This is a genomic window from Streptomyces sp. GESEQ-35, from assembly GCF_017948485.1.
Lineage (GTDB): Bacteria > Actinomycetota > Actinomycetes > Streptomycetales > Streptomycetaceae > Streptomyces.
Window position 1 is genome coordinate 189,150 of the sequence record NZ_JAFFSX010000011.1, and the last position, 22,735, is coordinate 211,884.

At 68.9% G+C, this 22,735-nt stretch carries 20 protein-coding genes, 5 tRNA genes and 1 pseudogene; 20 read left to right on the forward strand and 6 right to left on the reverse strand.

The annotated features are described in order from the left end of the window. Nucleotides 1-186: 186 nt before the first annotated feature. On the reverse strand, nucleotides 187-795 hold the full coding sequence (locus KCH87_RS22705; protein WP_210588052.1) for a YceI family protein: 609 nt from the start codon (nucleotides 793-795) through the stop codon (nucleotides 187-189). Between the two features lie 241 nt (nucleotides 796-1,036). Further along, a complete protein-coding gene (locus tag KCH87_RS22710; RefSeq protein WP_210588053.1) occupies nucleotides 1,037-1,228 on the reverse strand; it encodes a hypothetical protein in 192 nt (63 codons plus the stop codon). A gap of 550 nt (nucleotides 1,229-1,778) precedes the next feature. Between KCH87_RS22710 and KCH87_RS22715 the strand changes: the two genes are divergently transcribed. From KCH87_RS22715 to KCH87_RS22750, 8 genes are all read left to right on the forward strand, one after another. Further along, entirely contained in the window at nucleotides 1,779-5,579 is a 3,801-nt protein-coding gene (locus tag KCH87_RS22715; protein WP_210588054.1) for a nitrate- and nitrite sensing domain-containing protein, read from the forward strand. A 9-nt stretch (nucleotides 5,580-5,588) separates the two neighbouring features. Then, the gene (locus KCH87_RS22720; RefSeq protein ID WP_030667329.1) at nucleotides 5,589-6,002 is read left to right on the forward strand and encodes a roadblock/LC7 domain-containing protein; all 414 of its coding nucleotides are present in this window, start codon (nucleotides 5,589-5,591) and stop codon (nucleotides 6,000-6,002) included. A 111-nt stretch (nucleotides 6,003-6,113) separates the two neighbouring features. After that, entirely contained in the window at nucleotides 6,114-6,509 is a 396-nt protein-coding gene (locus KCH87_RS22725) for a DUF742 domain-containing protein (protein ID WP_155058290.1), read from the forward strand. Continuing rightward, a complete protein-coding gene (locus KCH87_RS22730) occupies nucleotides 6,490-7,065 on the forward strand; it encodes an ATP/GTP-binding protein (protein ID WP_210588055.1) in 576 nt (191 codons plus the stop codon). Before KCH87_RS22725 ends, KCH87_RS22730 begins: the two co-directional genes overlap by 20 nt. A 391-nt stretch (nucleotides 7,066-7,456) precedes the next feature. Further along, nucleotides 7,457-10,732 (forward strand): nitrate- and nitrite sensing domain-containing protein, encoded by a 3,276-nt coding sequence (locus KCH87_RS22735; RefSeq protein WP_210588056.1) that lies wholly within the window; start codon nucleotides 7,457-7,459, stop codon nucleotides 10,730-10,732. Nucleotides 10,733-10,742: 10 nt separating this feature from the next. After that, nucleotides 10,743-11,156 (forward strand): roadblock/LC7 domain-containing protein, encoded by a 414-nt coding sequence (locus tag KCH87_RS22740; protein WP_033321188.1) that lies wholly within the window; start codon nucleotides 10,743-10,745, stop codon nucleotides 11,154-11,156. A 95-nt stretch (nucleotides 11,157-11,251) separates the two neighbouring features. Beyond that, the gene (locus KCH87_RS50110; RefSeq protein WP_210588057.1) at nucleotides 11,252-11,848 is read left to right on the forward strand and encodes a DUF742 domain-containing protein; all 597 of its coding nucleotides are present in this window, start codon (nucleotides 11,252-11,254) and stop codon (nucleotides 11,846-11,848) included. After that, nucleotides 11,829-12,410: an ATP/GTP-binding protein gene (locus KCH87_RS22750; RefSeq protein WP_009314218.1), complete on the forward strand. Its 582-nt coding sequence runs from the start codon at nucleotides 11,829-11,831 to the stop codon at nucleotides 12,408-12,410. Before KCH87_RS50110 ends, KCH87_RS22750 begins: the two co-directional genes overlap by 20 nt. A gap of 80 nt (nucleotides 12,411-12,490) precedes the next feature. Here KCH87_RS22750 and KCH87_RS22755 read toward each other — a convergent pair whose 3' ends face one another. Next, nucleotides 12,491-12,685: an acyl-CoA carboxylase subunit epsilon gene (locus KCH87_RS22755; protein ID WP_210588058.1), complete on the reverse strand. Its 195-nt coding sequence runs from the start codon at nucleotides 12,683-12,685 to the stop codon at nucleotides 12,491-12,493. 57 nt (nucleotides 12,686-12,742) lie between these two features. Next, complete coding sequence (locus KCH87_RS22760) at nucleotides 12,743-14,338, reverse strand: acyl-CoA carboxylase subunit beta (protein ID WP_247196604.1); 1,596 nt, start codon at nucleotides 14,336-14,338, stop codon at nucleotides 12,743-12,745. 306 nt (nucleotides 14,339-14,644) lie between these two features. Here KCH87_RS22760 and KCH87_RS22765 point away from each other — a divergent pair, with 306 nt between their 5' ends. The 8 genes from KCH87_RS22765 (at nucleotide 14,645) to KCH87_RS22800 (ending at nucleotide 18,281) form a co-directional block, all read left to right on the forward strand. Continuing rightward, nucleotides 14,645-15,430, forward strand: coding sequence for a fumarylacetoacetate hydrolase family protein (locus KCH87_RS22765; RefSeq protein ID WP_210588059.1), 786 nt, complete (start codon nucleotides 14,645-14,647; stop codon nucleotides 15,428-15,430). Then, entirely contained in the window at nucleotides 15,414-16,898 is a 1,485-nt protein-coding gene (gltX, locus tag KCH87_RS22770) for a glutamate--tRNA ligase (RefSeq protein ID WP_210588060.1), read from the forward strand. The genes KCH87_RS22765 and gltX overlap by 17 nt, the downstream gene beginning before the upstream one ends. Before the next feature lie 52 nt (nucleotides 16,899-16,950). Next, nucleotides 16,951-17,682 carry an HAD family hydrolase gene (locus KCH87_RS22775; protein WP_210588061.1) on the forward strand — a complete coding sequence of 244 codons (732 nt, stop codon included), beginning with the start codon at nucleotides 16,951-16,953 and terminating at the stop codon, nucleotides 17,680-17,682. Between the two features lie 90 nt (nucleotides 17,683-17,772). Beyond that, a tRNA-Gln gene (locus tag KCH87_RS22780) sits at nucleotides 17,773-17,844 on the forward strand. Between the two features lie 21 nt (nucleotides 17,845-17,865). Continuing rightward, a tRNA-Glu gene (locus tag KCH87_RS22785) sits at nucleotides 17,866-17,938 on the forward strand. Between the two features lie 62 nt (nucleotides 17,939-18,000). Continuing rightward, nucleotides 18,001-18,073 (forward strand) — tRNA-Glu (locus KCH87_RS22790). A 20-nt stretch (nucleotides 18,074-18,093) separates the two neighbouring features. Then, a tRNA-Gln gene (locus tag KCH87_RS22795) sits at nucleotides 18,094-18,165 on the forward strand. Between the two features lie 43 nt (nucleotides 18,166-18,208). Continuing rightward, nucleotides 18,209-18,281: transfer RNA gene (locus tag KCH87_RS22800), tRNA-Glu, on the forward strand. A gap of 39 nt (nucleotides 18,282-18,320) precedes the next feature. Here the strand turns inward: KCH87_RS22800 and KCH87_RS22805 are convergent. After that, a complete protein-coding gene (locus tag KCH87_RS22805) occupies nucleotides 18,321-18,974 on the reverse strand; it encodes a MerR family transcriptional regulator (RefSeq protein WP_210588062.1) in 654 nt (217 codons plus the stop codon). A gap of 92 nt (nucleotides 18,975-19,066) precedes the next feature. On the opposite strand from KCH87_RS22805, the pseudogene KCH87_RS22810 reads away from it, so the two are divergent. Further along, a pseudogene (locus KCH87_RS22810) lies at nucleotides 19,067-19,270 on the forward strand (monooxygenase family protein); the annotation flags it as partial. Here KCH87_RS22810 and ndgR read toward each other — a convergent pair. Beyond that, nucleotides 19,221-19,937 carry an IclR family transcriptional regulator NdgR gene (gene ndgR / locus KCH87_RS22815; RefSeq protein ID WP_210588063.1) on the reverse strand — a complete coding sequence of 239 codons (717 nt, stop codon included), beginning with the start codon at nucleotides 19,935-19,937 and terminating at the stop codon, nucleotides 19,221-19,223. The pseudogene KCH87_RS22810 and the gene ndgR sit on opposite strands and share 50 nt — an antisense overlap. Before the next feature lie 184 nt (nucleotides 19,938-20,121). On the opposite strand from ndgR, the gene leuC reads away from it, so the two are divergent. The 3 genes from leuC (at nucleotide 20,122) to KCH87_RS22830 (ending at nucleotide 22,648) form a co-directional block, all read left to right on the forward strand. Continuing rightward, nucleotides 20,122-21,552, forward strand: coding sequence for a 3-isopropylmalate dehydratase large subunit (gene leuC, locus KCH87_RS22820; RefSeq protein WP_210588064.1), 1,431 nt, complete (start codon nucleotides 20,122-20,124; stop codon nucleotides 21,550-21,552). A gap of 6 nt (nucleotides 21,553-21,558) precedes the next feature. Next, the gene (gene leuD / locus KCH87_RS22825; protein WP_210588065.1) at nucleotides 21,559-22,152 is read left to right on the forward strand and encodes a 3-isopropylmalate dehydratase small subunit; all 594 of its coding nucleotides are present in this window, start codon (nucleotides 21,559-21,561) and stop codon (nucleotides 22,150-22,152) included. Nucleotides 22,153-22,417: 265 nt separating this feature from the next. Next, nucleotides 22,418-22,648, forward strand: coding sequence for a hypothetical protein (locus KCH87_RS22830; protein ID WP_210588066.1), 231 nt, complete (start codon nucleotides 22,418-22,420; stop codon nucleotides 22,646-22,648). The last annotated feature ends 87 nt before the right edge of the window (nucleotides 22,649-22,735 follow it).

The following is a 22,735-nucleotide window of genomic DNA, read 5'->3' on the forward strand; positions in this document are numbered from 1 at the left end:
TGGCGACTCGACGGATTACGGCAGACGCAGAGCGCGTCCCGTCAGCCCGACATCACAGACAGCCACCGGAGAGCCGGTGGCCGGAGTCTGGGCGCTTCGGGGCTGGACACAGGGGCAGCCTACTCGCCGCGCCCTGAAAGGCGTACGCCGGTGAGCCGAGGGCTCACCGGCGCCGTTGCAGCAGGCTCAGGCGTTCTTGATCGCCGAGATGTCGAAGTTCAGCTTGATCTTGTCGGAGACCAGAACGCCGCCCGTCTCGAGCGCCGCGTTCCAGGTCAGGCCCCACTCGGAGCGGATGATCTCCGACTTGCCCTCGAAGCCGACGCGCTCGTTGCCGAACGGGTCCTTCGCGGCGCCGTTGAACTCCAGGTCGATCGTGAGCTCCTTGGTGACGCCGAGGATGCTCAGGTCGCCGGTGATGCGGTAGTCGTCGCCACCGAGGGCCTCCGCCTTGGTGGCACGGAAGGTCATCGTCGGGAACTCGTCGATCTTGAAGAAGTCCGCGCTCTTCAGGTGACCGTCACGGTCCGCGGAGCCCGTCTCGACGCTCTCCATCTTGACGTCGATGGAGGCCGTGGACTTGGCCGGGTCGCTGCCGTCCAGGTGCAGCGAGCCACTGACGTCGAGGAATTTGCCCTTGACGTTCGTGACCATGGCGTGCCGGGCGACGAAACCGATCGTGGTGTGCGCCGGGTCGATGGTGTAGTCGCCGGTCAGGGCGGCCAGGTCGGGGCTCACCGCGGTGGGCGCGGCAGCGGTCTCGGTGGTGTCGTCCTTGCGGCCGAAAATGCCCATGATCTGCTCCTTGGGGGACGGGTCGCGGCTCCGGGCGGAGACCACGGCCGAGTATGTTGAATCTTCAACGAGGTGAACACGACCGACCGTAGACCTATTCCGGGCAGGCTTCAACGTCATCCGCACGTGTCCGCGGTTCCGCGTCACATCGGAGGTCCAGGGCGTGATCAGGAAGCGCCGGAACGCAAAGAAGCCTCCCCGAGCCGGTCGGGGAGGCTTGGCGGCTACTGCTCGACGGTCGCTACTCGGCGGCGGCCTGCGCCGCGACGGGAACGTCCATCAGGACCGTGCGCCGGGGGTTGGCGGTCTGTTCCGGGAGCTCGGCGGTGCGTTCCGGGGTGTCCGGCAGCTGCATCTCGTCGGCGTCCTCGAGGTGGGCCAACGTCGTGCGCTGCGGGTTGGCTATCGTGCGGAACATCATCGTCGTCTTCACGGGTGTCAGAGGCCTTCACAGTTGGGCTGCTGTTGTAAAGCGCCAGGCTAAACATGCAGTTCCCCTCCGAAGGTCGGCGGACCCCATGAAGTGCGTGTGAGTTTGCTCACGAATCCATGGGCAAACCGGTCAATTCAGGCTCACAACTGATCGCAATGAAACGGACATTGTCGGCCTGAAGCCACCATTCCGCTCCTGATCATGGCGACTGGGACACCCCTCCCTGACCGGTGACTCGTAGCGGAAAGTCTGTTTTGTGCGGGATCACTTTCTACGTCTCGTGACGCAGTACTCACGTGGTGTCACGGAGGTCACAGCCTGGCCCATGGGCCTTGTTGGAGATCCTGCACTGTGCTGGAATTCCACGGACCGCCGCAGGATCGAGCCGGCGCACAGGGGGCGCAACGAGCGCCAGTGGCGGCGAGACAGGGGGAGCCAGCGCCGGTTACTCACGACCATCGGGGGGCGCAAATTCAGGGCGCCCCCTACGACGCCGACACCGTCCTTCCGTTCGCGCGGAGGGGCGCCTGGTCCAGAGGTTGCGACGCTAGTGCAGGGACGTTTCAAGAGGGATGGCAGTGCTCCGGCAGAGCCGGAGCCGCACGGTGGGGCTGGCCCCATAAAAGGCAGCTCCTCGCCCCAGCACGCCCAGAACCCGGGCCCGGCGTCCGGCGACGGCGGGCGCGCAGGTGCGTCCGCAACTTCGGGGGCCACGGCGTCCACCGGAGCCGCGGGCGCCCCGGGATCTCCCGGCTCCGCGGCACCGACCGTGAAGCCGCCGAAGGGCGCCTCCGGCCCCGGATCGCGAATAGCCCTGCGCAACTGGCGCATCTCCACGCGCCTGGTGTCGCTGCTCGCGCTGCCCGTGGTCGCGGCCACTTCCCTGGGCGCGCTGCGCATCAGCGACAACATGAGCGACATCCAGCAGCTCGACAACATGAAGCTGCTGACCGACATGACCAAGCAGGCCACCGAGCTGGCCGCCGCGCTCCAGGAGGAGCGCGACCAGTCCGCCGGCCCGCTGGCGCACGGCGCCACCGCGAGCGCCGACCTCACGGTCAAGGGCTACCGGGACAAGACCGACCGCTCCCTGGAGAACTTCCTCGACGCCTCGGAGGAGATCGACACCTCCAGCAAGGACGGCGACCTCCAGGGCGTCCGGGACAGCCTGGTCGGCCTGGTCAGCGACCTGAGCAACCTGGCGAAGATCCGCGACCAGGCCTATGAGGCCGAGCGCAACTCCACCCAGACGGTCGAGGCCTACCACCGTCTGATCACCCACCTGCTCGACCTCTCGCAGGACATGGCCGAGGCGACCAGCAACCCCGAGATGATCCAGCGCACCCGTGCGCTGGCCTCGTTCTCCTCCGCCAAGGAGTACGCCTCCATCCAGCGCGCGGTCATCGCGGCAGCGCTGCCCGCCACCAACAACTCAACGGGCAACGTCTCCGAGAACGACCGGCTGTACGCCGAGTCGGGGCTGGAGAGCGAGAAGTCGGAGCTGCTGAGCTTCAGGAGCATCTACGGCGCGGACAGCGCCGCCGCGCTCCTCCAGCCCATCGAAGAGGGCAACCCGACCATCGAGGCCACGGACAAGTACGCCGACCGTGCGCTGAGCCGGCAGGGCGGCATCACCGACCTGGAGAAGCGGTCGTACAAGGACTGGGTCGACGACAGCTCGGTCAAGATCGACCAGATGGGGCTGATCGAGACCACGCTGCTCGGGGACATGGAGCAGAAGGCACGCCAGCTGCGCAGCGAGTCCGAGCGCGAGGCGATCATCTCCGGTGCGCTGATCCTGCTCGTGCTCGGCGTCTCCCTGGTCGGCGCGTTCGTCGTGGCCCGGTCCATGATCCGCTCGCTGCGCCGGCTCCAGGAGACCGCGACCAAGGTCGCCCAGGACCGCCTGCCCGAGCTGGTCAAGCAGCTCTCCGAGTCCGACCCGCAGGACGTCGACACCTCCGTGGAGTCGGTCGGTGTGCACTCCCGGGACGAGATCGGCAAGGTGGCCGCGGCCTTCGACGACGTGCACCGCGAGGCGGTCCGTCTCGCCGCCGAGCAGGCCCTCCTCCGGGGCAACGTCAACGCGATGTTCACCAACCTCTCGCGCCGCTCCCAGGGTCTGATCCAGCGCCAGCTGTCGCTGATCTCCGAGCTGGAGTCCCGCGAGGCCGACCCCGACCAGCTGTCCTCGCTGTTCAAGCTCGACCACCTCGCGACCCGCATGCGCCGTAACGGTGAGAACCTCCTCGTTCTCGCCGGTGAAGAGCCCGGCCGCCGCTGGACCCGCCCGGTCCCGCTGGTCGACGTGCTCCGCGCCGCCGCCTCCGAGGTGGAGCAGTACGAGCGCATCGAGCTGGCCTCGGTCCCCTCGACCGAGGTCGCCGGACGCGTCGTCAACGACCTCGTGCACCTGCTCGCCGAGCTGCTCGAGAACGCGACCTCGTTCTCCTCGCCGCAGACCAAGGTCAAGGTCACCGGTCACGCCCTGCCCGACGGCCGGGTGCTGATCGAGATCCACGACACCGGTATCGGTCTGTCGCCGGAGGACCTCGCCGCGATCAACGAGCGGCTCGCCTCGCCGCCCACCGTGGACGTGTCGGTCTCCCGCCGCATGGGTCTGTTCGTGGTCGGCCGGCTGTCGCAGCGCCACGGCATCCGTATTCAGCTGCGTCCGTCCGACTCCGGTGGTACGACCGCGCTGGTCATGCTTCCCGTCGATGTCGCCCAGGGCGGCAAGAAGCCGCAGGGCAAGCCCGGCCAGAGTGGCTCCGGCGGTGCCGGCGGTCCGGCCGCCGCGCAGGCAGCCGCCGGTGTCGCGGCCGCTCGTCGGGGCGGCCAGGGCGGCGCTCTCGGGGGCGGTGCGGGTGCGGGTGCTCTCGGCGCCGGTGCCGGTGCTCCCGGTGGGCGGCTCGGTGCCGCTCAGGGACCGCGGGCCGCGCTGCCGGGCAGTGGCGGTGGTGCGGGTGGCCGTCCGGGTCCGGGTGCGCCGGGTGGCGCGCGTGGGCCGCAGGGTCCGGCTGCTCCGCAGCAGGGCGGCCGACCGGCTCCGGCCGGTGCGGGTGCCGGCTTCGGTGGTCAGGCGCCGGGTGCCCCGCAGGGCCTCCAGGCCGCGGGCACGGGCGTGCCGCCGCAGCAACAGGACGTGCGGGACGCCGTATCGAACAAGGAGTCCGGGCGTGGCCGTCGTGGCCGCCGGCCGCAGCTGCCGCCGCGCGGCGGGGCACGGGCCGAGCTGCCGGGCGGCAACTCGCAGCAGCCGCGCACGCCGAGCTGGAGCGACGAGAACGCGCAGCCGTCGGTGGGGCGCGCCTCGCTCGACACCCCGCGCGGGCACGACGAGCAGCGCGACCCGTCACAGACCGCCCCGATGCCGCGGATCGACGAGCGGCAGGGTCCGGGCTCGCCCGCCGGGATCCCGCCGCTTCCGCGGGTCGACGGCCATCAGGGTCCCGGCCGCCAGGACTTCCGCGCACCGCAGCAGCCGGGCGCGAACGGGCCGCAGAACACGGGCCAGTTCGCCCGCCCGGGCGCGGGCGCCCAGCACAACAGCGGCGAGTTCGCCCGTCCGGACCAGAACTCCGGCGAGTTCCCCCGCCCCGGCGCGGGCGCTCCGCCGAACCCCAACACCGGCCAGGACACGGGCCAGTTCGTCCGCTCGGACGTCTTCGGTCCGGCCGCCACGCCGTCCCAGCAGCACAACACGGGCCAGTTCCCGGCCCCGCAGGGTTACGACAACGGCTCCACGGGCGGGCACACGCCGCCGCCCGGCCGGCCGAACCCGGCGAACGGCAACGGCACCAACGGCTCCGGATACGGCGCCGGGCGTCCGCCCGTACCGCCGCGTCCGCAGCGGCCGGTCCGCCAGGAGCCCGAGGCGCTGCCGCCGGCGACCGGCCCGGGTGACGGACGTACGCCGCTGTACGACACTCTTGAGACCAACTGGTTCCACGGTCAGGGCAGCCAGGGCGGCGCGCAGCAGGAGAACGGCTCGGCCCCCGCGCCGGCCGCCCCGCCGCAGCCGCAGCACGCTCCCGCCCCCCAACGTCCCGCAGCCGGGGCCTGGCGCAGCTCGCCGAATGACGAACTCATTCGGCAGGCAGAGCGCGTACGGCAGCCGGCCGCGGGCGGAGTCACCACCTCCGGCCTGCCGCGCCGGGTACCCAGGGCGAACCTCGTCCCGGGTACGGCTCAGCAGCAACAGCACCAAAGCGGTCCGGCGGTCTCGCGTGCGCCTGATGACGTACGTGGCCGGCTGACCAACCTCCGTCGGGGTATCTCACAGGGTCGTCAAGCCGGTAGCGGCCAGACCGGCAGCTTCCCGAACCCCACTCACCAGCAGGAGCGTTAGTTGAGGCAGATGAGCCAGGCGGCACAGAACCTGAACTGGTTGATCACCAACTTCGTGGACAACACCCCTGGGGTGTCCCACACCGTCGTCGTGTCCGCCGACGGTCTCCTTCTGGCGATGTCCGAAGGCTTCCCTCGCGACCGCGCCGACCAGCTCGCGGCCGTCGCGTCGGGGCTCACCTCGCTGACCGCCGGGGCCTCCCGGATCTTCGAGGGGGGCGACGTGGCACAGACGGTCGTCGAGATGGAACGTGGCTTCTTGTTCCTGATGTCCGTCTCGGACGGCTCGTCCCTGGCCGTCCTCGCCCACCCCGACTGCGACATCGGTCTGGTCGGCTACGAGATGGCGCTGCTGGTCGACCGCGCGGGCGCTGTGCTCACGCCCGACCTGCGCGCCGAACTCCAAGGAAGTCTGCTCCACTGACTCGCCCAGATCCACCCGTCTCACCAAATCACCGTCCGGCCGACACAATCCCCCCACCGGCCACCGTCAGACGGCACGACTGACCAACTTGCTGTCCCGCCCGGAGGATCCATGACCCCGCCCACCGCCTCTCATGATCCGTACGCGGAGCCGTACGGCGATGAAGGCGACGAGCCGCTGGTACGTCCTTACGCGATGACCGGCGGCCGTACCCGGCCGCGCTACCAGCTCGCCATCGAGGCCCTGATCAGCACCACGGCCGACCCGGCGGCACTCATGGGACTCCTCCCGGAGCACCAGCGCATCTGCCATCTGTGCCGTGAAGTGAAGTCGGTGGCCGAGGTATCGGCTCTCCTCGCCATGCCCCTCGGCGTGGCGAGGATCCTCGTCGCCGACCTCGCCGAGGCCGGCCTCGTCGCCATCCACCAGCCTGGTGGCGACGAGACCACCGGCGCGCCCGACGTGACACTGCTCGAAAGGGTGCTCAGTGGACTTCGCAAGCTCTGAAGGAGGCCGCGCCACCACCTCCGCGAAGATCGTGGTGGCCGGCGGCTTCGGCGTGGGCAAGACGACCTTCGTCGGCGCCGTCTCCGAGATCAACCCGCTGCGCACCGAGGCCGTGATGACGTCCGCGAGCGCGGGCATCGACGACCTGACCCACACCGGGGACAAGACCACCACCACGGTGGCCATGGACTTCGGCCGTATCACGCTGGACCGGGACCTGATCCTGTACCTGTTCGGTACGCCGGGTCAGGACCGTTTCTGGTTCATGTGGGACGACCTGGTGCGCGGTGCCATCGGGGCCGTGGTCCTGGTGGACACCCGGCGCCTGGCCGACTGCTTCCCGGCGGTCGACTACTTCGAGAACAGCGGTCTGCCGTTCGTCGTCGCGCTCAACGGCTTCGACGGACACCAGCCGTACGCTCCCGAGGAAGTGCGCGAGGCGCTTCAGATCGGTCCGGACGCTCCGATCATCACGACGGATGCCCGACACCGGTCGGATGCGAAGAGTGCCCTGATCACACTGGTCGAGCACGCTCTCATGGCTCGTCTGAGGTAGTGCTCCAGCCACACTCAAGTCGGAAGTGCCATACGGCAGTTGTCGTAGATGTCCCGGAGCCGGCTGTGTCCTTTGACACGGTCGGCGTCGGTGTTCATAACGTTTCGGCAGAGGAATCGGGTGGTACCGCCACGCGTCGCGGTCAACTCGTGTCGCTGCGCACACAAAGGCCCCGTCATTTGACGGGGCTCGCTCTTTATGACCGTTTTATCTGGGGCATACGGCGCTGGGAATGATCGGTTTCCACTGTTTGGAAGAGCGCAGGTCGTCGTGCTGGAATGCCTGAACTGCCCAATAGTCAATGACGTACTCACTAGTCGATGGCGTACTGGGCTCTGAGAGACTGCGGCACAACGATAGGTGCCGACCCCGCCGGAAGGTTGTTGGTCGAGTGAGGCGAAGCAAGAACGGTCCCGAGCCGTCGTCGGCGCGGGGCAACTTCACCCCGCCGCCGCGCGGAGCGGCGCCCGCCCCTGTGCCCGGATCGGAACCAACGGCCGCCCCGGCTCCAAGCGGCGGCCGTTTCTCCCCGCGCAACTGGCGCGTGCCGACCCGGCTGAACGCGATTCTGCTCATACCCGTGGTGGTCGGCCTGGTCATGGGCGGCTTCCAGGTGAAGAGCTCGATCGATACCTGGCAGGAGGCCGAGGACGCGGAGAACACCGCGCGCCTGGTCCGTGCCTCCCTGAACTATGCCGCCGCGCTCTACAACGAGCGGGACATCTCGGCCGCGCCCCTGCTGAAGGGCAGCGCACAGACCACCAAGGACAAGGCCACCGTCACCGCGGCCCGCAGCGCCACCGACAAGGCCGCGGACACCTTCGACGAAGCGGCCCAGAACATGCCGCAGAAGGCCGGCCTGGAGCGCCGCCTGAGGCTGTTCCGCGACGAGGAGCCCAAGCTCGCCACGCTGCGTGCGGCCGCGTACACGAGCAAGCTCACCGGCGTGCAGACCGAAGAGGGCTACGTCGGGGTGGCGCACCCCCTCACCGAGTTCGCCAACGAGCTCGGTCTGGGCACCGGAAACATCACCAGCTACGGCCGGACCGTCTACGCCATCGAGCTCACCAAGGGAGCTCTGTCGCTTCAGCGTGCCATCGGCATGCACATGCTGATCAAGCCCGACACGGACGCCACGGGCTTCGGCAAGCAGCGCGTCGCCCTCTCCTCGTACGCCTATCTCGAAGGCATCGCCGTCGAGGAGTACATCGGCGGTGGTACCGCGGCGGACGAGCAGAAGCTCAAGGACGCCGAGACGCAGATCAAGGCCGACGGCGCGGCGATGGCCAAGCAGGCCGCCGCGGCCGCTGCCGCGAACGGCGGGGAGTACGTGCCTCCGCCGTCCAACCCGACCGACATGATCTCGGCGATCGCGACGATGGAGAGCCCGGACCCCAGCGTCCGTGAGGGCCTCGCCGAGAAGGGCATCACCGCGACCAACTTCTGGGCGGTGAACACCCTCAAGTACAACGCGTACCAGCAGATCGAGACGGACCTGGCCGACACCGCGGTGAACGAGGCCGCGACGATCGCCGACAACGCCAAGCGGGACGCCTTCATCGTGGGTGCCGCCGTCGTGGTCGCCCTGCTCGCCGCGTTCATCCTGGCCGGCATGGTGGCCCGCCAGATGAGCCGCTCGATGCGCCAGCTGCGCAACGCCGCCTTCGGCATCGCCGAGCAGCGGCTGCCGATGCTGGTCGACCAGCTCTCGCGCACCGACCCCGGCCGCGTCGACACCCGGGTCGCGCCCATCCCGATCACCTCCACGGACGAGATCGGCGAGGTCGCCCGCGCCTTCGACCAGGTCCACCGCGAGGCGGTCCGACTGGCCGCCGAGCAGGCCCTGCTGCGGGGCAACATCAACGCGATCTTCACCAACCTGTCGCGCCGCAACCAGTCGCTGATCGAGGGCCAGCTGACCCTGATCACCGAGCTGGAGAACAACGAGGCCGACCCGGACCAGCTGGAGAACCTCTTCAGGCTGGACCACCTCGCGACCCGTATGCGCCGCAACGGCGAGAACCTCCTGGTCCTCGCCGGCGAGGAGCCGGGCCGCCGCTGGGACCAGCCGGTCCCGATGGTCGACGTGCTGCGCGCCGCCTCCTCCGAGGTGGAGCAGTACGAGCGCATCGAGCTCTCCGGCGTCCCGGAGGCCGAGATCCACGGCCGCGCCGTCACCGACCTCGTGCACCTGCTCGCCGAGCTGCTGGAGAACGCGACCACGTTCTCCTCCCCGCAGACCAAGGTCCGCGTCACCGCGACCCGTCTCCCCGACGGCCGCGTGATGATCGAGATCCACGACAAGGGCATCGGCCTCACCGCCGAGGACTTCGCGGACATCAACCACAAGCTGGCCAACCCGCCGACCGTGGACGCCGCGATCTCCCAGCGCATGGGCCTGTTCGTGGTCGGCCGGCTGTCCGACCGGCACGGCATCCGCGTCCAGCTGCGCCCCTCCGGTGAGCAGGCCGGTACGACGTCCCTGGTCATGCTGCCCGACGCGATCACCCACGGTGGTGGTGGCGAACAGCAGCCGCTCCAGGACGAGTTCACGGTCTCGCAGATCATCCCGGAGCGGGGCTTCCAGGGTGAGGACTTCAACCGTCAGCCGCTGCGCACCGCCGCCGAGCTCGGCTTCGACGACAGCCGCTACTCCGAGGTCCCGGACGACATACGTGAGCTGGACCCCGTAGGCCGCTCCCTGATGCGCGAGGAGCGCAGGGCGGCCCTGGAGTCCCACAGCCCCCAGAACCCGGGCCAGCAGCCCGGCCAGGAGGCCCAGTACGCCGACGCGTTCGACGACGGGCAGCAGGGCTACGACAACAACCAGGCCGGCTACCCGGAGCAGTCCGGAGCGTACGACCAGCAGACGGCGTACGACGAGCGGCAGCAGACGGCCTACGGCGAGCCGCAGCGGTCGTCGTACGACGAGCAGTACTACGCGCCGAACGGCGGCCTGCCGCAGAACGACACGTTCTCGTCGAACGGCGGCTACCCGGAACCCCCGTACGCGGAGCCGGTCCAGGACGACCGCTCGGCGGGCCGCGGCTCCGCACGGGAGACCTTCTCGCCCTTCGAGGAGCAGCAGCCGTACCAGGACGACTGGCCGCAGCAGAACGGCTACCAGGCCCCGTACGCTCCGGAGGCCCCGCAGCCGGAGTCGGCGCAGGCCGCTGACGTGAGCGAGCGGGACCGCGTAGGCTTCGAGCGTCCGGGACCGGCTCCCTCCGCGTCTCACGCGCTGACCGACGCCGGACTGCCCCGCCGCGGATCCACCCCCGCGAACGGCAACGGCTCGCGGCCCACGAACCAGGAGCCGCCGGCTCCCGCATCCGCACCCGCACCCGCACCGGAGAACAACGGCAGCGGCAACGGCGACTGGCGCTCGTCCAACGACGCGCGCTGGCAGCAGGCCGCGGCGCTCCGCAAGCCCAAGGCGGGCGGAGTGACCTCCTCCGGTCTGCCGCGGCGGGTCCCCAAGGCCAACCTGGTCGAGGGCACCGCCGAGTCGACCCCTCAGGGTGGCCCACAGGTCTCCCGCGCTCCCGAGGACGTCCGGGGCAGGCTGAGCAACCTGCGCCGCGGTGTCCAGCGGGGCCGCAGCGCGGGAAGTGAAACGAACGGCCAGGGCTTCGGTCCTGACAGCACCTACAACCAGGAGCGTTAGTGTGAGCCCGATGAGCCAGGCGGCACAGAACCTGAACTGGTTGATCACCAACTTCGTGGACAACACCCCCGGGGTGTCCCACACGGTGGTGGTCTCCGCCGACGGACTCCTTCTGGCGATGTCCGAAGGCTTTCCGCGCGACCGCGCCGACCAGCTCGCGGCGGTCGCCTCCGGTCTGACCTCACTGACCGCCGGTGCCTCGCGCATCTTCGAGGGCGGCAGTGTGAACCAGACGGTTGTGGAGATGGAGAGGGGATTCCTCTTCATCATGTCCATCTCCGACGGTTCGTCGCTCGCAGTTCTTGCACACCCGGAGGCGGACATCGGCCTCGTTGGGTACGAGATGGCGCTTCTGGTGGACCGTGCCGGTACGGTCCTGACCCCTGATCTGCGTGCGGAGCTCCAAGGGAGCCTTCTCAACTAACAGACAGACGGTGCGTTTTGGCGTCCCGTGGCCGTAAGGTTTCGGGACGCGGCTACCACAGTGATGGGTGCCCGGCACAGTCGGAGGAGGAGAAAGTGGCAACACCCCCAGGCGGTTCGTCTTCGGGCAACTGGTCGTACGGCCCTGGCCAGGGCCAGGGCCACGGCCAGGACGACGGGTCGGCGAACCGGTACAACTTCCCCTCCGCACCGAGCCCGCGGCGGCAGCCGTACGCGCCTCAGGGGCCGCAGGGTCCCGGACCGTCGCCGTACGACCAGCCGCAGGCGCCGCGCATCCAGCCGGTGCAGCCGCAGCGACGCAACCCTGAGCCGGCGCCCGCAGGGGCGTCGAACAACCCCCTGGTGCGCCCGTACGCCATGACGGGCGGCCGCACCAGGCCGCGGTACCAGCTCGCCATCGAGGCACTGGTGCACACCACCGCGCAGCCGCACCAGATGCAGGGCCAGCTGCCCGAGCATCAGCGGATCTGCAACCTCTGCCGAGAGATCAAGTCGGTGGCCGAGGTCTCGGCTCTCCTCACGATCCCCCTCGGCGTGGCCAGGATCCTCGTCGCCGACTTGGCGGAGGCGGGCCTGGTCGCCATCCATCAGCCCGGCGGCGACGAGAACGCCGGCGGCCAGCCAGACGTGACACTGCTCGAAAGGGTGCTCAGTGGACTTCGCAAGCTCTAGCGGAGGGCCTTCCCGCTCCACCACGTCCGCGAAGATCGTGGTGGCCGGCGGCTTCGGCGTGGGCAAGACCACGTTCGTCGGCGCCGTCTCGGAGATCAACCCGCTGCGCACCGAGGCCGTCATGACGTCCGCATCCGCGGGCATCGACGACCTCACCCACACCGGAGACAAGACCACCACCACGGTGGCCATGGACTTCGGCCGTATCACACTGGACCAGGACCTGATCCTGTACCTGTTCGGCACCCCCGGCCAGGACCGCTTCTGGTTCATGTGGGACGACCTGGTGCGCGGCGCCATCGGCGCGATCGTCCTGGTCGACACCCGCCGTCTCGCCGACTGCTTCCCCGCGGTCGACTACTTCGAGAACAGCGGCCTGCCCTTCGTGATCGCCCTCAACGGCTTCGACGGCCAGCAGCCGTACAACCCCGACGAGGTCCGCGAAGCGCTCCAGATCGGCCCAGACACCCCGATCATCACGACGGACGCCCGGCACCGCGCTGACGCCAAGTCGGCGCTGATCACGCTCGTGGAGCACGCCTTGATGGCGCGACTCCGGTAGTAACACCTCGCAGACACCGAGAAGGGCCCCTCCGTCAGGAGGGGCCCTTCTCTTGTGTGGAACCGGTTGAGCGGCGCAGCCTAGCCGTGCCAGCTGTGCGGCGCACGGAAACCCGGCTCGCGCTCCAGGCGGCGCCAGCCTGCCTTGGGGTGACCGCGGTGGGGCTGGTCCGTGGACGGCTGGGCGGCGGCGCGGGCGAGCAGGATCGCCGTAATGGCGGCGACCTCCTCGGGCTCGGCGTGGCCCTTCTCGACGCGGATGTCAGGGGTGCTCATAGGTCTCAGTCTCCGTGAGAGAGGTTTCCGCGCGGGTAGCGCGAAGGGTCCGCGGGGTTACTGCGGAGGGTTGCCGTGCTTGCGGGACGGCAGGTCGGCGTGCTTGGTGTGGAGCATCGCCAGGGATTTGATCAGGACCTCGCGGGTTTCCGCCGGGTCGATCACGTCGTCCACCAGACCGCGCTCGGCCGCGTAATACGGGTGCATGAGCTCGGACTTGTACTCCTTGACCATCTTCTGGCGCATGGCCTCGGGGTCCTCGGCCTCGGCGATCTGGCGGCGGAAGATGACGTTGGCCGCGCCTTCCGCGCCCATCACGGCGATCTCGTTGGTGGGCCAGGCGTACGTCAGGTCCGCACCGATGGACTGGCTGTCCATGACGATGTACGCACCTCCGTAGGCCTTGCGCAGGATCAGCGAGATCCGCGGCACCGTCGCGTTGCAGTACGCGTACAGCAGCTTCGCTCCGTGGCGGATGATCCCGCCGTGCTCCTGGTCGACACCGGGAAGGAACCCCGGTACGTCCAGGAAAGTGACGATCGGAATGTTAAAAGCGTCACACATCTGGACAAAGCGCGCAGCTTTTTCCGATGCCTCGATGTCCAGGACGCCGGCGAGGGTCTGCGGCTGGTTGGCGATGATGCCGACCACCTGGCCGTCGAGCCGGGCCAGCGCGCAGATGATGTTGCGGGCCCAGCGCTCGTGCACCTCGAGGTAGTCGCCGTCGTCGACGATCTCCTCGATCACCTTCGTCATGTCGTACGGCCGGTTGCCGTCCGCGGGGACGAGGTCCAGCAGGACGTCGCCGCGGCGGTCCGGGGTGTCGGAGGACTCGACCCGCGGCGGGTTCTCGCGGTTGTTCTGCGGGAGCATCGACAGGAGGTAGCGCACCTCGGAGAGGCAGGTCTCCTCGTCGTCGTAGGCGAAGTGGCACACCCCGGAGGTCTCGGCGTGCACGTCCGCGCCGCCGAGGCCGTTCTGGGTGATCTCCTCGCCGGTGACCGCCTTGACCACGTCCGGGCCGGTGATGAACATCTGCGAGGTCTCACGGACCATGAACACGAAGTCCGTGAGGGCGGGGCTGTAGGCCGCGCCGCCCGCGCACGGGCCCAGCATCACCGAGATCTGCGGGATCACGCCGGAGGCCTTGGTGTTGCGCTGGAAGATCCCGCCGTACCCGGCGAGCGCGCTCACGCCCTCCTGGATCCGGGCGCCCGCACCGTCGTTGAGGGACACCAGCGGCGCACCGGCCGCGATGGCCATGTCCATGATCTTGTGGATCTTCGTGGCGTGGGCCTCGCCCAGCGCACCGCCGAAGATCCGGAAGTCGTGCGCGTACACGAAGACCGTCCGGCCTTCGACCGTGCCCCAGCCGGTGATCACACCGTCCGTGTAGGGCTTCTTGGTCTCCAGACCGAACCCGGTGGCCCGGTGCCGGCGCAACTGCTCGACTTCCCGGAAGGACTCGGGGTCCAGCAGCAGCTCGATCCGCTCGCGCGCGGTCAGCTTGCCCTTGGCGTGCTGCGCCGTCGTCGCCTTCTCGCTCGGCCCCGCCACCGCCTGCGCACGGATCTCGTGCAGCTCGGCCACTCGCCCGCGGGCGTCGGTCGGCTCGCTCGTGGACTCACCCGGCGCCTCATCCAAAACGGTCATGTAGCGACCTTACGAAGGACAGCAAGGAAAGCGGGCCGTTGACTCCGTACAGTCTCCGGCCCGTTTTCCTGGTACCCCTGAACAGAACCTCGACGGCATGCAGCCGTTCCGACTGCTCAGAGGGGATTGCGCTTGTAGAGGTCACACAAAGCCGTCAGCTGAGAGTCGCCTCACATTCATGTGTGGCACATGCCATCGCCGGAGTGACATGGAGGCGATCGGCGGGCTCACCGTACCGTGTGACCATGCGTCCGGACCGGATAGCCTGGGCGTCCATAAATTCTCAGTGAGGGGCGCAAGAATCCCGTGCGCATCGCCAGATTCTCCATCGACGGGAACGTCGCCTTCGGCGCGGTCGAGGGTGACAAGCCGGACGAGCTCGTCCTGGACATCATCAAGGGCATCCCGTTCGCGGACTTCGAGCTGAGCGGCACGAAGGTCCCGGTCAGCAAGGTCCGGCTGCTGCCGCCCATGCTCCCGAACAAGGTGATCGCCTTCGGCCGCAACTACGCGGAGCACGCCAAGGAGCTCGGCAACGAGGTCCCGGACGCCCCCTTCGCCTTCTTCAAGCCGTCGACCTCCGTGATCGGCCCGGGCGACGAGATCCAGTACCCGTCGTTCTCCGAGTCCCTGCACCACGAGGCCGAGCTGGCCGTCGTCATCGGCCGGATGTGCCGCGAGGTCCCGCGCGAGCGCGCGAACGATGTGATCCTCGGCTACACGGCGGCGAACGACGTCACCGCCCGCGACGTACAGAAGCGTGAGAAGCAGTGGGCCCGCGCCAAGGGCTTCGACACGTCCTGCCCGCTGGGCCCCTGGATCGAGACGGACCTCGACCTCGCCACGGCCTCCGACCTCACGATCCAGTGCACGGTCAACGGCCAGCAGCGCCAGCTCGGACGTACGTCGGACATGATCACGCCCATCGCGGACCTGATCGCGAACATCACCGAGGCCATGACGCTGCTCCCCGGCGACGTGATCCTCACGGGCACCCCGGCAGGGGTCGGCCCGCTCAACGTCGGCGACGAGGTCGCCGTCACCATCGAAGGCATCGGCACTCTCACCAACAAGGTTGTCAAGCGTGGCTAGCGCACCCGTACGCGTCCGTTTCTGCCCCTCGCCCACCGGTAACCCGCACGTGGGCCTGGTCCGCACCGCCCTGTTCAACTGGGCCTTCGCGCGCCACAACCAGGGCACCCTGGTCTTCCGCATCGAGGACACCGACGCGGCTCGCGACTCCGAGGAGTCGTACACCCAGCTGCTCGACGCGATGCGCTGGCTGGGCTTCGACTGGGACGAGGGCCCCGAGGTCGGCGGTCCGCACGCGCCGTACCGCCAGTCGCAGCGTATGGACCTCTACAAGGACGTCGCGCAGAAGCTCCAGGACGCCGGCCACGCCTATCACTGCTACTGCTCCCAGGAGGAGCTGGACAGCCGCCGCGAGGCCGCCCGCGCCGCCGGCAAGCCGTCCGGCTACGACGGCCACTGCCGTGACCTGAGCGCCGCGCAGGTCGAGGAGTACAAGGCCCAGGGCCGCACGCCCATCGTCCGCTTCCGGATGCCCGACGAGACGATCACCTTCACGGATCTGGTCCGCGGCGAGCTGACGTTCACGCCGGAGAACGTCCCGGACTTCGGGATCGTACGAGCCAACGGAGCCCCGCTCTACACGCTCGTGAACCCGGTCGACGACGCCCTGATGGAGATCACCCACGTCCTGCGCGGCGAGGACCTGCTCTCCTCCACCCCGCGGCAGATCGCCCTGTACAAGGCGCTGATCGAGCTGGGCGTCGCCAAGGGGATCCCGTCCTTCGGCCACCTGCCGTACGTGATGGGCGAGGGCAACAAGAAGCTCTCCAAGCGCGACCCGGAGTCGTCCCTCAATCTCTACCGCGAGCGCGGCTTCCTGCCCGAGGGACTGCTCAACTACCTTTCCCTGCTGGGCTGGTCGCTCTCGGCCGACCAGGACATCTTCACGATGGACGAGATGGTCGCGGCCTTCGACATCGCGGACGTGAACCCCAACCCGGCCCGCTTCGACCTGAAGAAGTGCGAGGCGATCAACGGCGACCACATCCGCCTGCTGGATGTGAAGGACTTCACCGAGCGCTGCGCGCCGTGGCTGAAGGCCCCGTTCGCGCCCTGGGCGCCGGAGGACTTCGACGAGGCGAAGTGGCAGGCCGTCGCCCCGCACGCACAGACCCGTCTCAGGGTCCTCTCCGAGATCACGGACAACGTCGACTTCTTGTTCCTGCCGGAGCCGGTCGAGGACGAGGCTTCGTGGGCCAAGGCGATGAAGGAGGGCAGCGACGCGCTCCTGCGTACGGCCCGCGAGAAGCTGGAGTCCGCCGACTGGACCTCGGCCGAGGCCCTCAAGGAGGCCGTCCTGGCCGCCGGCGAGACCCACGGCCTCAAACTCGGCAAGGCCCAGGCCCCGGTCCGCGTCGCCGTCACCGGCCGCACGGTCGGCCTCCCGCTCTTCGAGTCCCTGGAGATCCTGGGCAAGGACAAGACCCTGACCCGCATCGACGCGGCACTCGCGAAGCTGGCGTCATAACCGCGCCACCGAACGGCAGACCCGCCGCCCGGCAACGGGTTACCGTCGGATCATGAGCATTCGGGCCGTGGTCTGGGACGTCGACGACACCCTCTTCGACTACACCACGGCGGACCGTGCGGGAATGCGCGCACACCTTGCGGTCGAGGGGCTGCTCGGCGGATACGGGTCCGTGGAGCAGGCCCTCGTGCGGTGGCGCGAGGTGACCGACCGGCAGTGGGCGCGGTTCGCGGCGGGGGAGGTGTCCTTCGAGGGGCAGCGGAGGGACCGGGTGCGGGCGTTCCTGGAGGAGGAGTTGACCGACGCGGAGGCCGACGCCTGGTTCCTGCGCTACATCGCGCACTACGAGGCCGGCTGGGCGCTTTTTCCGGACGTCCTGCCTGTCCTGGACGCCCTCGCCGCCAGCCACCGGCACGCCGTGCTGTCGAACTCCAGCCTCACCGTCCAGGACCGCAAGTTGCGCAGGCTCGGTGTGCACGACCGCTTCGAGGCCATCCTGTGCGCGGCGGAACTCGGTGTCTCCAAGCCGGAGGCCGGCGCCTTCCACGCGGCCTGCGAAGCCCTGGGTCTCGCCCCGCAGCAAGTGGCGTACGTGGGCGACCACCCGGAGATCGACGGGCGGGGTGCCGCCGACGCCGGACTGCTGTCGGTGTGGATCGACCGCGCCACCGCGCACACCAGCGACGACATGCTCGCCGGCCCGCACCGGATCGCCTCGCTCGCCGAACTCCCCGCGCTGCTCGGCACGGATACCCGTTTTGGAGCCCCGTCCACCTTCAGGTAATGTTCTTCCTGCGCCGCCGGAGAGCGGGCCGAAAGGCCGGGAACCGGAGGCGCAAACTAGAACAAAACCCCTCAGGGGCTTGCGTTCCAGTGGCCTATGGTGTAATTGGCAGCACGACTGATTCTGGTTCAGTTAGTCTTGGTTCGAGTCCAGGTAGGCCAGCTCGCAGAGCTCATCTGCAAAGCCCCCGTTGTGTAGCGGCCTAGCACGCCGCCCTCTCAAGGCGGTAGCGCCGGTTCGAATCCGGTCGGGGGTACAGATCCTTCCCGCGGGAACAGTCAGGGTCGCACCCGTTGTTCTCGATGCAGGATCGCTAGGGCCCCCGTTGTGTAGCGGCCTAGCACGCCGCCCTCTCAAGGCGGTAGCGCCGGTTCGAATCCGGTCGGGGGTACAAACTGGTCTAAACCACATTGGTCTATGGTGTAATTGGCAGCACGGCTGATTCTGGTTCAGTTAGTCTTGGTTCGAGTCCAGGTAGACCAGCTCGGATCTGCGGCGGTGTAACTTAAACGCTTGCAAGATCCTCGCCCCCGTTGTGTAGCGGCCTAGCACGCCGCCCTCTCAAGGCGGTAGCGCCGGTTCGAATCCGGTCGGGGGTACGCGCGACGAAGGCCTTCCACCTCGGTGGGGGGCCTTCGTCATTGCTGGTCACCGAAGCCGTACCGTCGCGCCGACTCCTCCTCCTGCGCCAGCCGGTGCAGGGACTGGAGCATCGGATCGACCAGGATCGCCCCCAGCACCGCCGTCTCGACCTTCTCGGCCTCCGAGGGATGACGCTCCAGGAAGTCCAGGTCCAGTACGGCCGCCTGATGCATCAACCGGGCGTACGCGACCAGCAGTTGGGCGTCCCAGTCGATGCCGATCCGTCTGAGCGCGGCCATCGCCACCACCAGTGAACGGTAGGCGGGCGAGATGGAGACCAGCGCCTGGGCGTTCGACCAGCCCAGGGACTCCAGCAGTTGATCCGCCGCCTCATGCGCGGAGCGGACGTGCTCGTCCTCCTCGTCCGGCTCGGCGACCTGTGGCAGCGCCCACATCGCCGCGCCCATGCGGATCGTGCGGGGGAGGGAGTCGTCGTCGACGTGCCCCAGCACTTCCCGGACCGTCGCCACCGGCAGACGTCCGATCTGGATCATCGCGCGCACCAGACGCAGCCGGCGCAGATGGTCCTCGTCGTACTCCGCGGTCCGTGCGTTGATCTGCCGACCCGGCGCCAACAGTCCTTCGCGCAGGTAGTACTTGATGGTCGCGGTGGACACCCCGCTGCGCTCGCTCAGCTCCGCCAGCCGCATCCCCTTGCGCCTCTCCTAGGGAAGTGCCACTATCCAATCACTGCTCAGAAGGATAGTGCGGCTATCCCGCCGAGGGTCGGGGGCGTCATGTTCGCGAAACCGGTTCCGGGTCGCACGCTGGGGTGTGGCACGAGGCCTATGTCGTGCCCGAGGGGGCGCATGAGTCGATCTACTTCGACATGCCGGCGTTCGGGCTGGCCGCCGCGGCGTTGGGGCGGCTCCCTCCCGGCGGGTTCCGGTTGACCGTCAGCCCGTGCGGCGCAGGGCCTCGGAGAGGCGGGCCGCGGCGTCGATGACCGCCTGGGCGTGCATACGGCCCGGGTGGCGCGTGAGGCGCTCGATGGGGCCGGAGACCGAGACGGCGGCCACGACGCGGTTGGAGGGGCCGCGTACGGGCGCGGAGACCGAGGCGACGCCCGGCTCGCGCTCGCCGATGGACTGGGCCCAGCCCCGGCGTCGTACGCCCGAGAGCGCGGTGGCCGTGAAGCGGGCGCCCTGGAGCCCGCGGTGCAGGCGCTCCGGCTCCTCCCAGGCCATGAGGATCTGGGCGGAGGAGCCCGCCTTCATCGTGAGCGTCGAACCGACCGGGACCGTGTCCCGAAGGCCGGACAGGCGTTCCGCCGCGGCGACGCAGATACGCATGTCGCCCTGGCGCCGGTAGAGCTGTGCGCTCTCGCCCGTGAGGTCACGGAGGTGGGTGAGCACCGGGCCGGCGGTGGCGAGGAGACGGTCCTCGCCCGCGGCCGCGGCCAGCTCCGCCAGGCGCGGGCCGAGGATGAACCGGCCCTGCATGTCGCGCGCCACCATACGGTGGTGTTCCAAAGCCACGGCCAGGCGGTGAGCCGTGGGTCGTGCCAGCCCGGTCGCCGCGACCAGACCCGCGAGGGTGGCCGGACCGGACTCCAGGGCGCTCAGGACAAGGGCTGCCTTGTCCAGAACACCAACGCCGCTACTGTTGTCCATGAAACGATACTCGCGTCTCACTCTGTGAAACGCAAGTTCAATTTTGCGTGGAACACGCCACTCTGGAAGACACAGGCACAGCGGCCCGCGGACCAGACGGGGCCCGGCGGCGGACGCCCGGGCAGCCGCTTGCTCAAGATCTCTAGTTGGGTCGGCGCGACACTTGCCGGCCGGAGGGAAAGCGATGGGTAGGACACTCGCGGAGAAGGTCTGGGACGACCATGTCGTCCGGCGCGCCGAGGGCGAGCCCGACCTCCTCTTCATCGATCTGCACCTGCTGCACGAAGTGACCAGCCCGCAGGCCTTCGACGGCCTCCGTCAGGCGGGGCGTCCCGTGCGCCGTCTCGATCTCACCATCGCCACCGAGGATCACAACACCCCGACCCTCGACATCGACAAGCCCATCGCGGACCCGGTCTCCCGGGCCCAGCTGGAGACGCTGCGCAAGAACTGCGCCGAGTTCGGGGTACGCCTGCACCCGCTCGGCGACGTCGAGCAGGGCGTCGTCCACGTCGTCGGCCCCCAGCTGGGCCTGACCCAGCCCGGTACGACCGTCGTGTGCGGCGACTCCCACACCTCCACGCACGGCGCCTTCGGTGCGCTGGCGTTCGGCATCGGCACCTCCCAGGTCGAGCACGTGCTGGCCACCCAGACACTGCCGCTGGCCCGCCCGAAGACCATGGCCATCACCGTCGAGGGCGAACTGCCCGACGGCGTCACCGCCAAGGACCTGATCCTGGCGATCATCGCCAGGATCGGTACGGGTGGCGGCCAGGGCTACATCCTGGAGTACCGCGGCCCCGCCATCGAGAAGCTCTCGATGGAGGCCCGGATGACCATCTGCAACATGTCCATCGAGGCCGGTGCCCGCGCGGGCATGATCGCCCCCGACGAGACCACCTTCGAGTACCTCAAGGGCCGCCCGCACGCACCCGAGGGCGCGGACTGGGACGCGGCCGTCGCGTACTGGAAGACGCTGCGCACCGACGAGGACGCGGTCTTCGACGCCGAGGTCCTCATCGGCGCCGACGAGCTGTCCCCGTTCGTCACCTGGGGCACCAACCCCGGCCAGGGCGCGCCGCTTTCGAGCGCGGTCCCCGACCCTGCTTCGTACGAAGACGCTTCGGAGCGCCACGCCGCCGAAAAGGCCCTGGAATACATGGGGTTGGAGGCCGGGCAGCCGCTGCGCTCCATCAAGGTGGACACCGTCTTCGTAGGCTCGTGCACCAACGGCCGTATCGAGGACCTGCGCGCCGCCGCCGAGCTCCTGAAAGACCGCAAAGTTGCCGACGGCGTACGGATGCTGGTCGTCCCCGGCTCCGCGCGGGTCGGTCTCCAGGCCGTCTCCGAGGGCCTGGACCTCGTCTTCAAGGACGCAGGCGCCGAATGGCGGCACGCGGGCTGCTCGATGTGTCTGGGCATGAACCCCGACCAGCTGGCGCCCGGTGAGCGCTCCGCGTCCACCTCCAACCGCAACTTCGAGGGCAGGCAGGGCAAGGGCGGCCGTACGCACCTGGTCTCGCCGCAGGTCGCCGCCGCGACCGCCGTGCTGGGCCACCTGGCCTCGCCCGCCGACCTGTCCGACGTCGAGACCCGTACGCCCGCTGGAGTCTGAGAAGTCATGGAAGCATTCACCACGCACACCGGCCGGGCCGTCCCGCTGCGCCGCAGCAATGTCGACACCGACCAGATCATCCCTGCTCACTGGCTCAAGAAGGTCACCCGGGACGGTTTCGAGGACGGGCTGTTCGAGGCCTGGCGCAAGGACGAGAACTTCATCCTCAACCGGCCCGAGCGCAAGGGCGCCACCGTCCTGGTGGCCGGCCCCGACTTCGGCACCGGCTCCTCCCGTGAGCACGCCGTGTGGGCGCTTCAGAACTTCGGCTTCAAGGCCGTCATCTCGTCCCGCTTCGCCGACATCTTCCGCGGCAACTCGCTCAAGAACGGCCTGCTCACGGTGGTTCTGGAGCAGAAAGTCGTGGAGGCGCTTCAGGAACTCACCGAGCAGGACCCGCAGGCCGAGGTCACGGTCGACCTGGAGGCCCGCGAGGTGCGCGCCGAGGGCATCACCGCCTCCTTCGAACTCGACGAGAACGCCCGCTGGCGGCTGCTGAACGGGCTGGACGACATCTCCATCACCCTCCAGAACGAGCCCGACATCGCGACGTACGAAGCCAAGCGGCCGTCGTACAAGCCGCAGACGCTGAAGATCTGAGCCGAAGGCCGTCGGCAAGTCGAGTTTCGGCCACCGCAACACCCCCGCAGTACCCCCGATCAGCCCGATCGGGGGTACTGCCATGTCTGCACCCGAACGGCCCTGTGCGGCTCGGCGAGTGTCGTCAACTTCCCTCGTTAGAGCGGTTGTTGCCGGGGTACGCGAACCTTGTAGCCGCGGCTTCCGCGCATGCCCGGAAGGCCGTTTGAGGCGGCAGTTGCACCCTGGGCAGGCGACAACTCGCCCCAGATGGCACAATCTGTGCATGGAACACGACGGCCAACTCGAGCTCTATGCGGCAGTCGCGGGCCAACTGAAGGAAGCGCACACAAGGGTGCGCGCACTGCAAGTCCCGGAGGGCGTACGGATGGCGCTGACCCGGAAGCTGCTGGTCATTACGGCCGCGGCCAAGCACGATCTCGCCGATGCGACAAGGCGTCTGGAGCGGTTCACGACCGACCTCGACGAGGGTCGATTCCCCGAAGAGGAACGTTGAACAGCCTTAAGACCGCCGAGTCCGTTGCGGCACAAGGGTGATAAGCCCGTTTCGTGTTTGATTTGCGGTATATATCTGCCTAACGTG